This window comes from Kitasatospora sp. NPDC059973 (genome assembly GCF_042737525.1).
Taxonomy (GTDB): Bacteria; Actinomycetota; Actinomycetes; order Streptomycetales; family Streptomycetaceae; genus Kitasatospora.
The window spans coordinates 23,176-36,173 of record NZ_JBHWUI010000087.1 but is presented as its reverse complement, the minus strand read 5'-3'; the positions used below and the strand labels follow the sequence as shown (position 1 = coordinate 36,173).

13 protein-coding genes are annotated in these 12,998 nt (G+C 73.8%); 3 read left to right on the top strand and 10 right to left on the bottom strand.

Features of this window, described 5'->3' with window-relative positions; translation table 11 throughout:
• The 4 genes from ACFWA9_RS23250 to rimP all read right to left on the bottom strand — a co-directional run.
• Positions 1-331 (bottom strand): translation initiation factor IF-2 N-terminal domain-containing protein (locus tag ACFWA9_RS23250; RefSeq protein ID WP_380389441.1); only part of this gene is annotated, 331 nt, incomplete at its 3' end.
• Between the two features lie 249 nt (positions 332-580).
• Positions 581-829 (bottom strand): YlxR family protein, encoded by a 249-nt coding sequence (locus tag ACFWA9_RS23245; protein WP_380389439.1) that lies wholly within the window; start codon positions 827-829, stop codon positions 581-583.
• Positions 830-968: 139 nt separating this feature from the next.
• The gene (gene nusA, locus ACFWA9_RS23240) at positions 969-1,982 is read right to left on the bottom strand and encodes a transcription termination factor NusA (RefSeq protein ID WP_329487715.1); all 1,014 of its coding nucleotides are present in this window, start codon (positions 1,980-1,982) and stop codon (positions 969-971) included.
• Between the two features lie 57 nt (positions 1,983-2,039).
• Positions 2,040-2,606 (bottom strand): ribosome maturation factor RimP, encoded by a 567-nt coding sequence (gene rimP / locus ACFWA9_RS23235; protein WP_329487716.1) that lies wholly within the window; start codon positions 2,604-2,606, stop codon positions 2,040-2,042.
• Between the two features lie 299 nt (positions 2,607-2,905).
• Here rimP and ACFWA9_RS23230 point away from each other — a divergent pair, with 299 nt between their 5' ends.
• A complete protein-coding gene (locus ACFWA9_RS23230; protein WP_380389437.1) occupies positions 2,906-4,087 on the top strand; it encodes a DUF4439 domain-containing protein in 1,182 nt (393 codons plus the stop codon).
• Between the two features lie 130 nt (positions 4,088-4,217).
• Positions 4,218-5,135: an aminoglycoside phosphotransferase family protein gene (locus ACFWA9_RS23225; protein WP_380389435.1), complete on the top strand. Its 918-nt coding sequence runs from the start codon at positions 4,218-4,220 to the stop codon at positions 5,133-5,135.
• Here the strand turns inward: ACFWA9_RS23225 and ACFWA9_RS23220 are convergent.
• From ACFWA9_RS23220 to dxr, 5 genes are all read right to left on the bottom strand, one after another.
• Positions 5,108-5,683 carry a GNAT family N-acetyltransferase gene (locus ACFWA9_RS23220; RefSeq protein WP_329487718.1) on the bottom strand — a complete coding sequence of 192 codons (576 nt, stop codon included), beginning with the start codon at positions 5,681-5,683 and terminating at the stop codon, positions 5,108-5,110. The two genes, ACFWA9_RS23225 and ACFWA9_RS23220, sit on opposite strands and share 28 nt — an antisense overlap.
• Before the next feature lie 55 nt (positions 5,684-5,738).
• A complete protein-coding gene (locus ACFWA9_RS23215; protein ID WP_329492101.1) occupies positions 5,739-6,614 on the bottom strand; it encodes a GNAT family N-acetyltransferase in 876 nt (291 codons plus the stop codon).
• A 137-nt stretch (positions 6,615-6,751) separates the two neighbouring features.
• Positions 6,752-7,912, bottom strand: coding sequence for a flavodoxin-dependent (E)-4-hydroxy-3-methylbut-2-enyl-diphosphate synthase (ispG, locus tag ACFWA9_RS23210; RefSeq protein WP_329487719.1), 1,161 nt, complete (start codon positions 7,910-7,912; stop codon positions 6,752-6,754).
• Between the two features lie 140 nt (positions 7,913-8,052).
• The gene (locus ACFWA9_RS23205; protein ID WP_352288018.1) at positions 8,053-9,357 is read right to left on the bottom strand and encodes a M50 family metallopeptidase; all 1,305 of its coding nucleotides are present in this window, start codon (positions 9,355-9,357) and stop codon (positions 8,053-8,055) included.
• A gap of 54 nt (positions 9,358-9,411) precedes the next feature.
• Positions 9,412-10,656, bottom strand: a complete 1,245-nt coding sequence (dxr, locus tag ACFWA9_RS23200) for a 1-deoxy-D-xylulose-5-phosphate reductoisomerase (RefSeq protein WP_359808478.1) — start codon at positions 10,654-10,656, stop codon at positions 9,412-9,414.
• A 68-nt stretch (positions 10,657-10,724) separates the two neighbouring features.
• On the opposite strand from dxr, the gene ACFWA9_RS23195 reads away from it, so the two are divergent.
• Positions 10,725-11,390: an SDR family oxidoreductase gene (locus tag ACFWA9_RS23195; protein ID WP_352288021.1), complete on the top strand. Its 666-nt coding sequence runs from the start codon at positions 10,725-10,727 to the stop codon at positions 11,388-11,390.
• A 132-nt stretch (positions 11,391-11,522) separates the two neighbouring features.
• Here the strand turns inward: ACFWA9_RS23195 and ACFWA9_RS23190 are convergent, their stop codons facing one another.
• The gene (locus tag ACFWA9_RS23190; RefSeq protein ID WP_352288023.1) at positions 11,523-12,965 is read right to left on the bottom strand and encodes an aldehyde dehydrogenase family protein; all 1,443 of its coding nucleotides are present in this window, start codon (positions 12,963-12,965) and stop codon (positions 11,523-11,525) included.
• Positions 12,966-12,998 lie beyond the last annotated feature (33 nt).

Genomic DNA, 12,998 nt, shown 5'->3' with positions numbered 1-12,998 from the left:
GGGCGGCGGGCGCCGCGGCAGCGGGGGTGGGACGGGGTCCCGGGGTCGCGGCAGGGCGCGGACCCGGGGTCGGGGCACCCGGCCTGGGTGCGGCCGCACCGGCGGCGGAACCGCCGGCGGGCTGGGGCGCCGCGGGCTTCCGCGGGCCAGGCTTGGCAGCGCCACCGGTGGGGGCGACTCCCAGCGCGTCAGTCAACTTGCGTACGACCGGCGCCTCGATGGTCGAGGACGCCGAACGGACGAACTCACCCAGCTCGGTCAGCTTGGCCATCACGGCCTTGCTCTCCAAACCAAGTTCCTTGGCGAGTTCGTAAACCCGGACCTTAGCCACTTCACTCCTGATCTATGAGTCCGGGGTGTCTCGTCCGCCGGACTGTCGCTACTTCATGGGCGTACCCATCGCGTACTCATCGCGTACTCATCGAGTGCTCATCGCAATCTCGACCTACTTCCACATCGCGAGGTACCTGACTGGTGGCACGGCGTGCGGCTGCCCGCGCACTGTGCTTGGTGCGGTGGTTCTCCGCCGCGTGGAGCGGCGGCCGTAACGGGGAGGTGCCCGCCGGAGGCCTGAGGAAGCTCAGGGCGCCGGGGTGTCGCCTGCCCGCTCCCCGATGTACTCGCGGAGCCGCTCGGTGTCGAGTGTGCCCTGGAGCCGGAAGGCCCGGGGGAACGCCCGACGGCGGACCGCGAGGTCGAGGCAGGCCGGATCAGGGTGCAGGTGTGCGCCCCGGCCCGGCAGCGCGCCACGCGGATCGGGGACGCAAGCGCCCTCGACCGCCGTGACACGCAACAGCTGGTGCTTGGCCGCGCGCTTGCGGCAGCCCACGCAGGTGCGTTCCGGGCGTGCTCGGACGTGCGTCCGGCCAGACGAAGGCAAGTCTACCCCTCCGAAGGGACATGGCGCCGCCCCGCCGATCCGGGGTGGAACGGCGGGGGGCGGTGGAACGGTGGTTCCCGGGGCGCGACTACTCGGCCGAGGACTCCCGGCCGCCGTCGTCGGACTGCCCCTCGGTGTCCGGGCGGATGTCGATCCGCCAGCCGGTCAGGCGGGCGGCCAGGCGGGCGTTCTGGCCCTCCTTGCCGATCGCCAGCGACAGCTGGTAGTCCGGCACGATCACCCGTGCGGAGCGCTGCTGGAGGTCCACGATCTCGACGCTCGTCACCCGTGCGGGGGACAGCGCCGCGGCGACCATCTCGCGCGGGTCCTCGGACCAGTCGACGATGTCGATCTTCTCGCCGTGCAGCTCGCCCATCACCGCGCGCACCCGGCTGCCCATCGGGCCGATGCAGGCGCCCTTGGCGTTCAGCCCGGACCGGCGCGACCACACCGCGATCTTGGTGCGGTGACCGGCCTCACGGGCGATCGCGGCGATCTCGACGCTGCCGTCGGCGATCTCCGGCACCTCCAGGGCGAAGAGCTTCTTCACCAGGCTGGGGTGGGTGCGCGAGAGCGTCACCGACGCGCCGCGCACGCCGCGGCGCACGGCCACCACGTAGCACTTGAGACGGGTGCCGTGCCGGTAGTCCTCGCCCGGGACCTGCTCCTGCGGCGGCAGGATGGCCTCCAGCTTGCCGATGTCCACCAGCACGTTCTTCGGGTCGTTGCCCTGCTGGACGACACCGGTGACGATGTCGCCCTCCTTGCCCGCGTACTCACCGAAGGTCTGGTCGTCGGCGGCGTCGCGCAGGCGCTGCATCATCACCTGGATGCCGATGCTGGACGCGATCCGGCCGAAGCCGCTCGGGGTGTCGTCGAACTCCTTCGGCTCGACGCCCTCGTCCAGCTCGGCCGGGTCCTCGGTCGCCCAGACCGTCACGTGGCCGGACTTGCGGTCCAGCTCGACCCGCGCGCGGCGGCGCGAGCCCTCGGTGCGGTGGTACGCGGTGAGGAGGGCCGACTCGATGGACTCGACCAGCAGGTCGAAGGGGATGTTCTTCTCGTTGACCAGCGTGCGCAGGGCACTCATGTCGATGTCCACGGCTACGCCTCCTCGTCTTTCGTCACGTTCGTCATGGTGCGGTCGGTGGGCAGGTCGTCACTGCGCACCGTCGTCCCCCTCCTCGGCGCCGTCGTCCGCCGAGTCGTCGTCCACGAAGTCCTGGGCCTGGTCGAGGAGCTCGTCGTCCTTGCGGTTGAACTCCACCTGGACGCGCGCCCGGGACACCTCGGTGTACTCCAGGCGGCGCTCCTTGGGCCGGCCGCGGCCCTTCACCGGCTGCACCTCGACCAGCGCGCCGTCCTCGTCCGCCTCCAGCACCCGGGCGACGATCTCCCCGCCGTCGACCAGGTGGATCGCGGCCAGCCGGCCCTCGGCCCGGCGCCAGTGGCGGGGCTCGACCAGCGGGCGCTCCGCGCCCGGCGAGCCGACCTCCAGCACGTACGCGCCGGTGCCCATCACGTCGGAGGTGTCCAGGGCCTCGCCGACCACCCGGCTGAACTCCGCGATGGCGTCCAGATCCACGCCGCCGTCGGCGTCCACGTCGATCTGCACCTGGCGGCGGCTGCCGGCCTGGGTGACCTTGACGTCCTCCAGGTCCAGGCCCGCCTGGGCGGCCAACGGCTCCAGCAACGCACGCAGCCGGTCGATGTGGGTGGTGCTCATCCGGGTGGACTCCTCGGCCGCGTCTGCTGTTGTCAGAGGGCGCACCGCGCCGTCCGGCGCCGGACGGGCGCAGGCCGGGTCGCGGCAGCTCGGCCCAAATCCTATCCGGTGAAGTCGCCAACCACCGATTCCGGACCACGTGCGGGCGCCCGGGCACCACCCACTGCGAGCAAGGTCACACCGGTGGGGCGTGGTCCGGGGCCTGGGAATCCGGGGCCGGACCCGTGAGGATTCTGTAATCATTCACGCCAACGAGGGCACGCAGGCCGTCCTCCCGCACACGCCCCGGAGTGACCCCGATGCAGCCGCCCAGCCGACGGACCCTGCTGGCCCTCGGACTGTTCCTCGCCACCGGCGGCGCCCTCGCCGCCTGCACCGGCTCCCCCGACGAGGGCGGCGCGGGCGGGGGCGAGCACCGGCGTCCCGACCCGGACGAGCCGGTCCGGCTGCGCGCCGTCGACGCCACCGACGCGCTGCTGGCCGGGTACGACGCCCTGCTGGCCGGGGCCGGGCAGGCCGGGCAGCTCCAGCCGCTGCGGGCCGAGGTGCTCCAGCACCGGGCCGCCCTGGCCGCCGGGCTGCCGGGCCCCGCCGCCTCCCCGTCGCCGTCCAACTCCCTGTCGCCGTCCGCCTCCCTGTCGCCGTCCCTGTCGCCGTCCGCCGGCGGGTCCGGGTCCCCCTCGGGATCCCCCGGATCGCCGCCCGCCACCGCCCCGGCCGCGACGGTGACGACCGTCGCCGCGCTCGCCGCGCTGGAGCGGCAGACCGCGCAGACCCGGCTCGCCGACCTCGGCGCCGCCTCGCCCGGGCTGGCCCGGCTGCTCGCCTCGGTCTCCGCGGCCGGGGTGCTGCACGCCGTCGCCCTGGGCGACCCCGCTCCGGCCGCCGCCCCGCTGCCCGGGCCCACCGACCCGCCCGGCGGGCCCGCCACGCCGTCCGGCACCGCCCCGGCCACCCCGGACGCCTCCCCCGCCGCCTCCGGCGGCACGGCGGGCACCGCCCCGGAGGCGCTCACCGCCCTCCAGGGCGCGCTGGCCGCCGAGCACGCCGCGATCTACGGCTACGGCGTGGTCGGCGCCCGGCTCCCGGAGGACCAGCAGCGCACCGACGCGCGGACCGCCCTGGCCGCCCACCAGGCCCGGCGGGACGCCTGGCAACGGCTGCTCGGCGGCGCCGGGGCCACCCCGGGCGCGGCGGCGGCCGGCTACCAGCTGCCCTTCGCCGTCACCGACGCGGCCGGCGCCGGCCGGCTGGCCGCGCACCTCGAAAGCCGGCTCACCGCGGTCTACGCCGACCTGGTCGCCGCCGTCGCCGCCCCGCAGCGCGGCAGTGCCGCGGACGCGCTCCGCGACTGCGCGCTGCGCGCCCGCCGCTGGGGCGCCGCCCCGGCCGCGTTCCCCGGCCTGCCCGACCCCGCCGGGACGCCCGCCACGACGGGCCCCGCCACCGCCGGCCCCGACCCCGCCGGCCCGGCCGCCTGACCCCCGGCACCGCCCTGACCTGCGAACGCGCCGCCACCGCTGCCACCCCGGATCGCTGACCTGCGGTTTCACCGCCATGGCCGACAATGGACGGGTAGCACCACGGGGGAAGCACAACCGGAAGGCCGGCATGTCGGGAGCACCAGGGCAGATCACCGTCCCCGCATGGCTGGCGCGCAGCGTCAGCGCGGACGAGGAGGGCCGGCACTGGCTCACGGGCCTGCCGGCCCGGGTCGGCGCCGGGCTGGCACGCTGGGACCTCACCCTGGAGCGGGTGGCCGACCCGGGCGGCAGTCTGAGCCTGATCGCCTACGTGCACCGCGACGACCTGAGCCCCGCCGTCCTCAAGACCGGGCTGGTCACCCCGGAGACCGACCGGGAGCACGCCGCCCTCGCCCAGTGGGCCGGCCGCGGCGCCGTCCTGCTGCTGGCCGCCGACCCCGCCGAGGGATCGCTGCTGCTGGAGCGGCTGCACGGCGACATCCCGCTGCGCTCCCTGGCCGAGCCGAAGGCGATGCTGGAGGCGACCAGCCTGCTCCACCGGCTCTGGGTGGAGCCGCCCGGCGACCACGGCTTCGCCACCCTCGCCGACCGGACGGCCACCACCGCCGCCGGACTGCGCCGGCGCGGCGCGCTGCCGGGCGCCGCCGAGGCCGCCCCGCTGGTCACCGAGGCGCTGGCGGCCGCCGAGGGCCTCTGCGCCTCGGCCGACGAGGAGGTGCTGCTGCACGGCGACTTCCACCACGGCAACGTGCTCGCCGCCGACCGCGCGCCCTGGCTGGCGATCGACCCCCGGCCGCTGGTCGGCGAACGCGCCTACGACCTGGCCCGGCTGGTCCTGGACCGGGCGGACACCCTGGTCGGCTCCCCGGGCGTCCCCGCCGCCGTCCGCCGCCGGCTGCACCAGCTCGCGGACGCCCTGGACGTGGACCGGGACCGGCTGCGCGGCTGGACGCTGTTCCGGGCGGCCGACCTCGGCCTGCGCGCCCTGGCCGCGGGCCGCCGGGAGGACGCCGAGCTCTACCTGGAGTTCGCCGGCGCGCTCTGAGCCGGTCCGGTCCCCCGCAGCGGCAGCTCCGCGCCCATCACCGCGTACAGGCGCTCGGTGTTGGGGAAGTGCACCGCCCGCGCGAGGTCCCGGTAGCCGAGCGAGCGGTAGAGCCGGCGGGCGGGCGTCTCGGCGTCGATCGCGGAGAGGATGGTGCGCGACAGCCCGGAGCGCGCGCAGAGGGTCCTGATCAGGGTGGAGCCGATGCCCTGTCCCTGGAACTCGGGCAGCACGTGCAGTTCGGTGATCGCGAAGACCTCGTCCAGCCAGGCGCCGTGGCCGCCGGCCTCCAGATAGGGCTGGATCACGGTGCTCCACCAGTGCTCCCGGCGGTTCGGCATGCCGTAGCCGAAGCCGACCAGCCGGCCGCCGCTGAGCGCGCCCAGCGCGATCACCCCGGGCTGCTGGGCGTGCCGCCCGACGATGTGCAGCCGGACCAGGACCTCCTCGGGGGTCAGCCCGAACGCCACCGCCTGGACGTCGAGCGCCTGCGGAGCCCATGCCGCAAGGTCGATGGCCTCGATCGTCACCCCGGTCAGCTGATCCATGCCCCGGACGTTACTACCCGTCCGGCCCCCCACGCGGGCGGAGGCGGCAAGGAGCTCAGAACAGCACGCTCATGAACGCCCCGACCTCGCGGAAGCCGACCCGGCGGTAGGCGGCGCGGGCCCGCAGGTTGTAGTCGTTCACGTAGAGCGAGACCACCGGGGCGACCTCGCGCAGGGCGATGTCCAGGACGGCGGCCATGCCGGTCTCGGAGAGGCCGCGGCCGCGGTGGGCCGGGTCGACCCAGACGCCCTGGATCTGGCAGGCGCCCTCGGTGACGGCCCCCACCTCGGCCTTGAAGACGACCTGGCCGTCCTCCGTGAAGCGCGCGAACGAACGCCCGGTGGAGATCAGTTCGGCGACCCGGGCCTGGTAGAGCAGCCCGCCGTCACCGGCCAGCGGGGAGACCCCGACCTCCTCGGTGAACATCGCCACGCAGGCCGGCATCAGCGTCTCGATCTCGCTCCGCCGCACCCGCCGTACCAGCGGGTCGGGCGCGATCTCGGCGGACGGCACGGCCGTGGCGAGCAGCGGCTGGTGGGCGCGGACCTCGCGGGCCGGTCCCCAACTGCGTTCCAGCAGGGCCCAGAGGGCGGCGGTGGCCTCGGCCGGGCCGACGATCGAGGAGCAGCGGCGGCCCTGGCGGCGGGCCCGTTCGGCGAAGGCCTGCACGGCCTGCGGGCCGGCGTCCACGAGGACCAGGTTCGCGCCGGCGTAGCAGAGCGCGTCCAGCTCGCCGCGCTCGTCGTACCAGCCCCACATCTCGCCGCCGAGGCGCCAGGGGTCCAGCCCGACGGCCTCCACCCTGGTCGCGACGAAGGCGTTGGCGACCGGATCGCGCCGGAGCACCGCCAGGGTGTCCGCGAGGTCGGAGGCCTCCAGGACGCGCGTGGTCGCCAGGGCGCGGACGGCCTGGAACGAGCTGGGGAGCATCACACCTCGATCGAGCATCGAGACAGCACCTCACTGAGACGACTCTGGCCGCACCCTACTCCGTGGCCCCACCCGGCTACGGCCGCGGGGCCGTCCGCGCACGGACGGCCCCGCTTCCGGAAACTACTGCCCGCCGGTCACTCCGCGGCGGTCACGGTCGGCGCACCGGACTCGACGCCCTCGGCCTGCATCTGCTCGGCCAGCTTGAGGGCCTCCTCGATCAGGGTCTCCACGATCTTGGACTCGGGGACGGTCTTGATGACCTCGCCCTTGACGAAGATCTGGCCCTTGCCGTTGCCGGAGGCGACCCCGAGGTCGGCCTCGCGGGCCTCGCCCGGACCGTTGACGACGCAGCCCATGACCGCGACGCGCAGCGGCACCTCCATGCCCTCCAGGCCGGCGGTGACCTCCTCGGCGAGCTTGTAGACGTCGACCTGGGCGCGGCCGCAGGACGGGCAGGAGACGATCTCCAGACCGCGCTGGCGCAGGCCGAGCGACTCCAGGATCTGGTTGCCGACCTTGATCTCCTCGGCCGGCGGGGCCGACAGCGAGACCCGGATGGTGTCGCCGATGCCCTCGGCGAGCAGCGCGCCGAAGGCGACCGCGGACTTGATGGTGCCCTGGAAGGCGGGACCGGCCTCGGTGACCCCGAGGTGCAGCGGGTAGTCGCAGGCCGCGGCGAGCTGGCGGTAGGCGTTGATCATCACGACCGGGTCGTTGTGCTTGACCGAGATCTTGATGTCGCGGAAGTCGTGCTCCTCGAAGAGCGAGCACTCCCAGAGCGCGGACTCGACCAGCGCCTCGGGGGTGGCCCGGCCGTACTTCTCCAGCAGGCGCTTGTCCAGCGAGCCGGCGTTGACGCCGATCCGGATCGGGACGCCGGCGCCCTTGGCGGCCTTGGCGATCTCGCCGACCTTGTCGTCGAAGGCCTTGATGTTGCCCGGGTTGACGCGGACCGCGGCGCAGCCGGCGTCGATCGCGGCGAACACGTACTTCGGCTGGAAGTGGATGTCCGCGATGACCGGGATGCCCGACTTCTTCGCGATGATCGGCAGGGCGTCGGCGTCGTCCTGGGACGGTACGGCGACCCGCACGATCTGGCAGCCCGAGGCCGTCAGCTCGGCGATCTGCTGCAGCGTGGCGTTGATGTCGGAGGTCACCGTGGTGGTCATCGACTGCACCGAGACGGGGGCGTCGCCGCCGACCGGCACGTTGCCGACCATGATCTGCCGGGAGACTCGGCGCTTGGCGAGCGGCTTGAGCGGCAGGGACGGAATACCGAGCGAGATCGCGGTCATGTGCGCAGGGTTCCCCGGGGTTGAGGTGTGGTCGGTCCGGCCGTTCGACGGCCTGGGCCGGGCGCGCCGATGAAACGCGCACCCGGCCCCCAACGGTACGGCACGGTGGTGGCCCCGGGCACACCAGCCGTACCGGGCGACTAGCTGATCTTGACCGGGTTGACCAGGTCGGCGACCAGGACGAGGAGGGTGAACCCGATGAAGACGCTGGCCACGACGTAGGCCAGCGGCATGAGCCGGGCGACGTCGAACGGACCGGGGTCGGGCCGCTTGAACAGGCTTGCGAATCGGCGGCGCACCGACTCCCACAGGGCGCCGGCGATGTGGCCGCCGTCCAGCGGGAGCAGCGGCAGCATGTTGAACAGGAAGAGCGACAGGTTGATGCCGGCCAGCAGGTTCACGAAGTACGCGATCCGCTGGGTGCCCGGGATGTCGAGCGAGAAGACCTCGCCGCTGACCCGGGCGGCGCCGACCATGCCGATCGGCGAGTCGACGTCGCGCGGGGCGCCGTCCACCACCGAGTTCCACAGCCCCGGGACCTTGCCCGGCAGGGCCACCAGCGACTTCACACCGCTCTCGGCCATGTCGTACATCCGGTCGAGGGATTGCCCGACGCCGAGCCGGACGACACCGCTGGTCGGGGTGAAGCCGAGGAAGCCCGCCTGCACCGTCTCGCCCTTGACCGGCATCCCGTTGCCGTCGTACTTCTGGACGTCGTTGACGGCGATGGTCGGGGTGAGGGTGAGCTGCTGCCCCTCGCGCTCGACCACCACCGGCACGGTCTTCCCGGCCGAACGGCGGATGTCCGCCTGGAGCTGGTCGTAGTCGCCGATCCGGTCGCCGTCGAAGGAGACCACCTTGTCGCCCGGCCGCAGCCCGGCCTGGGCGGCGGGGGTCTTCGGCGCGTCGGCCGGGCAGCTGTCGGTCGGCTGCCCGGCCTTGACCACGCACTGCGCGACGGTGCCGATGGTCGGCACCGTCATCGAGACGCCGAAGCCCATCATCACGGTCAGGAAGAGCCCGAAGGCCAGGACCAGGTTCATGAACGGCCCGGCGAACATGACGATGACGCGCTTCCACGGCTTGCGGGTGTAGAAGAGCCGGCTGTCGTCACCCTCCTGGAGCTCCTCGTACGAGGCCTCCCGGGCGTCCTCGATCATGGTCCGCCAGGGCGAACTGCTGCGCTTGGTGATCCGCCCGTCCGCACCGGGCGGAAACATCCCGATCATCCGGATGTACCCGCCCAGCGGGATCGCCTTGACGCCGTACTCGGTCTCGCCCTTCTTCCGGGACCAGACCGTCGGACCGAACCCGACCATGTACTGCGGCACCCTGATGCCGAACAGCTTGGCCGTGGAGAGGTGGCCGAGCTCGTGCCAGGCGATCGAGATCAGCAACCCGATCGCGAAGACCAGGATGCCGACCACCGTCAAAACCGTTGCCACCGCAGGCCCTCCGTCATTGCTCTCCGCTCGTCGTCCGGTCGTCCGCCGGAGCCGTCAGCCCGACGCCAGCTCGCGGGCCCGGGCGCGGGCCCAGTCCTCCGCGTGCAGGACGTCCTCGACGGTCAGAGAAGTTCCCGCCGCGGCCCGCCCGCTGTCGTACTGTCCGTGCTCGGCCACGACCTTGGCAACAGTGTCCACGATTCCCGTGAAGGCGAGGCGGCCCTTCAGGAAGGCCTCCACGCACTCCTCGTTCGCCGCGTTGAACACCGCCGGCGCCGTCCCGCCGAGCGATCCCACCTCGCGGGCCAGCCGGACCGCCGGGAAGGCCTCGTCGTCGAGCGGGAAGAACTCCCAGGTGGCGGCCTTCGTCCAGTCGCAGGCGGGCGCCGCGTCCGGGATCCGGTCCGGCCAGCCCATCCCCAGCGCGATCGGCATCCGCATGTCCGGCGGGCTGGCCTGCGCCAGCGTGGAGCCGTCCGTGAACTCCACCATCGAGTGGACCACCGACTGCGGATGGACCACCACCTCGATCCGGTCGAAGGGCACGTCGTACAGCAGGTGCGCCTCGATCACCTCCAGGCCCTTGTTGACCAGGGTGGCCGAATTGATCGTCACCACCGGCCCCATCGCCCAGGTCGGGTGCGCCAGCGCCTCCTGCGGCGTCACCCCCGCCAGCTGCTCGCGGGTCCGGCTGCGGAACGGGCCGCCGCTCGCCGTGACCACCAGCTTGCGCACCTCGGCGCGGGTGCCGCCGGCCAGCGCCTGGAACAGCGCGGCGTGCTCGGAGTCCACCGGCACGATCTGCCCGGGCTTCGCCACCGCCTTCACCAGCGGACCGCCGACGATCAGCGACTCCTTGTTCGCCAGCACCAGCACCCGGCCCGCCCGCAGCGCCGCCAGCGTCGGGCGCAGGCCGATCGACCCGGTGATGCCGTTCAGCACCGAGTGGCACTCCATCGCGGCCAGCTCGGTGGCCGCGTCCGGGCCCGCCAGCACGGCGGGCAGCGGACGCCCCGCCGCCTTCGCGGCCAGCGCCTCGCGCAGCGCGGGCTCGGCCGCCGGGTCGGCGACCGCCACGGTGTGCACGCCCAGCTCCAGGGCCTGCTCGGCCAGCAGCTCCACCCGCCCGCCGGCCGCCGACAGGGCGACCACGCGGAACCGGTCCGGATTGCGGCGCACCACGTCGATGGCCTGGGTGCCGATCGAACCGGTCGAGCCGAGGATCACCAGCTCCCGGGGAGCGGAGGGGTCCTTCACCACGGGGGTGAAGCGCAGCTGCGGGTGGGCGAGCGAAGTCATGCGCCCATTGTGTCCTGCCGGCCGGACTCCACAGGACGCCGGGACGCGTCCCCGCTACCGTCGGAGCCATGCGTACCGTCATCGCCGGAGGCCACGGACAGATCGCGCTCAAGCTCGAACGGCTGCTCGCCGAGCGCGGCGACCGCCCCGCCGGCCTCATCCGCCGCCCCGAACAGGCCGGGGACCTGGCCGCCGCCGGAGCCGAGCCGCTGCTGCTCGACCTGGAGAGCGCCACCGCCCCCGAACTCGCCCGGCTGCTGGCGGGCGCCGACGCCGTGGTCTTCGCCGCCGGCGCCGGCCCCGGCAGCGGCGCCGACCGCAAGAACACCGTCGACCGCGACGGCGCCGTCCTGCTCGCCGACGCCGCCGAACTCGCCGGGGTCCGGCGCTACCTGATCATCTCCTCGATGGGCGCCGACGCCCAGGCGCACTACCCGGCCGACCCGGTCTTCGAGACCTACCTGCGGGCCAAGGGCGCGGCCGACGACGCCGTGCGCGCCCGCACCGCGCTCGACTGGACGGTGCTGCGCCCCGGCCGGCTCACCGACGGCGCGGGCACCGGCCTGGTCCGGCTCGCTCCGTCGGTCGAACGCGGCGCGGTGGACCGCGCCGACGTGGCAGCGGTGCTGGCCGAGCTGCTGCACGAGGCGGGCACCGCCGGGCAGACGCTGGAGCTGGTCGCCGGCAACGCCTCCGTGGCGGAGGCCGTCGCGGCCGCGGCCGGCCGGGTCTGAACCTCCCCCGGACACGCCGAGGGGCCCGGCACCGCCGCGCTGCGGTGGTGCCGGGCCCCTCGGGCCGCTCGGACCCCTCGGCGTGCCAGGAGCCCTTCGGGATCGTTCGGGATCGTTCGGGATCGTTCGGGATCAGAGGTCGAGGCCGGTGAGGACCAGGACCTTCTCCACGGTGTAGTCGTCCATCGCGTACTTGACGCCCTCGCGGCCGACGCCGGAGTCCTTGACCCCGCCGTACGGCATCTGGTCGGCGCGGTAGGACGGCGCGTCGCCGATGATCACACCGCCGACCTCCAGCTCCCGATGGGCGCGGAAGGCGGTCTGCAGGTCACGGGTGAAGACACCGACCTGCAGGCCGAAGGCGGAGTCGTTGACGGCGGCGAAGGCCTCGTCGGTGCCGTCCACCCGGTGCAGCGACAGCACCGGGCCGAACACCTCGGCCTTGGCCAGGATCGCGTCGGCGGGCAGCTCGGCGAGCACGGTCGGGGCGAAGGTCGCGCCCTCACGGGTACCGCCGGTGAGCACCTTGGCGCCCTTGGCCACGGCATCGTCCACCCAGGACTCCACCCGCTTCGCGGCGTTCTCGTCGACCAGCGGGCCGACGTCGGTGGCGTCGTCGTTGGGGTCGCCGGTGACCTGCGCCTCGACCTTGGCCACCACCTTCTCCACCAGCGCGTCGTACACCGACGCGTCGGCGATCACCCGCTGCACCGAGATGCAGGACTGGCCGCCCTGGTAGTTGGCGAACATCGCGATCCGGGTGGCGGCCCAGTCGAGGTCGGCCTCGGAGGACCAGTCGGCGAGCACCACGGCCGCGGCGTTGCCGCCGAGCTCCAGGGTGGTGTGCTTGCGCGGCACCGAGTCCATGATCTGGTAGCCGACCTTGTCCGAACCGGTGAAGGAGATCACCGGCAGACGCGGGTCCTGCACCAGCGCGGGCATCCGGTCGTTCGGCACCGGCAGGACGCTCCAGGAGCCGGCCGGCAGGTCCGTCTCGGCCAGGATCTCGCCCAGCACCATCGCGGAGAGCGGGGTGGCCGGAGCCGGCTTGAGGATGATCGGGGCGCCGACCGCGATCGCCGGGGCGACCTTGTGGGCGACCAGGTTCAGCGGGAAGTTGAACGGGGCGATGCCCAGCACCACGCCGCGCGGGAACCGGCGCACCACCGCGAAACGGCCCACGCCGCCCGGGTCGGTGTCCAGCCGCATGGTCTCGCCGTTGGTCCGGCGGGACTCCTCGGCGGCCCAGCGGAAGACGGAGACGGCACGGCCGACCTCGCCGCGCGCCCACTTGATCGGCTTGCCGTTCTCGGCGGTGATCAGCTGGGCGATCTCCTCGGTGCGCTCGGCCAGGCGCTTGGCCACGTGGTCCAGCGCGGCGGCACGGACGTGCGCGGGGGTCGCGGCGAACACCGGCAGCGCGGCCACGGCGGCGTCCAGCGCCTCCTCGACCTGGGCCTCGGTGGGGACGCTGACCTTGCCGACCAGGCGGCCGTCCCAGCTGTTGTGCACCTCGAAGTCGGCGTCGCCGCTCGCCCGGCGGCCGGCCAGCCAGAAATCGTACGTGGTGGTCACCGTGGTACCGGCCCTCTCCTCGTCGTCCTCACG

Coding starts and splice junctions, on each gene's coding strand:
- rimP (WP_329487716.1), bottom strand. CDS start 2,606: ATGAGCACCACCCACATCGACCGGCTGCGTGCGTTGCTGGAGCCGTTG.
- ACFWA9_RS23230 (WP_380389437.1), top strand. CDS start 2,906: ATGCAGCCGCCCAGCCGACGGACCCTGCTGGCCCTCGGACTGTTCCTC.
- ACFWA9_RS23225 (WP_380389435.1), top strand. CDS start 4,218: ATGTCGGGAGCACCAGGGCAGATCACCGTCCCCGCATGGCTGGCGCGC.
- ACFWA9_RS23220 (WP_329487718.1), bottom strand. CDS start 5,683: ATGGATCAGCTGACCGGGGTGACGATCGAGGCCATCGACCTTGCGGCA.
- ACFWA9_RS23215 (WP_329492101.1), bottom strand. CDS start 6,614: ATGCTCCCCAGCTCGTTCCAGGCCGTCCGCGCCCTGGCGACCACGCGC.
- ispG (WP_329487719.1), bottom strand. CDS start 7,912: ATGACCGCGATCTCGCTCGGTATTCCGTCCCTGCCGCTCAAGCCGCTC.
- dxr (WP_359808478.1), bottom strand. CDS start 10,656: ATGACTTCGCTCGCCCACCCGCAGCTGCGCTTCACCCCCGTGGTGAAG.
- ACFWA9_RS23195 (WP_352288021.1), top strand. CDS start 10,725: ATGCGTACCGTCATCGCCGGAGGCCACGGACAGATCGCGCTCAAGCTC.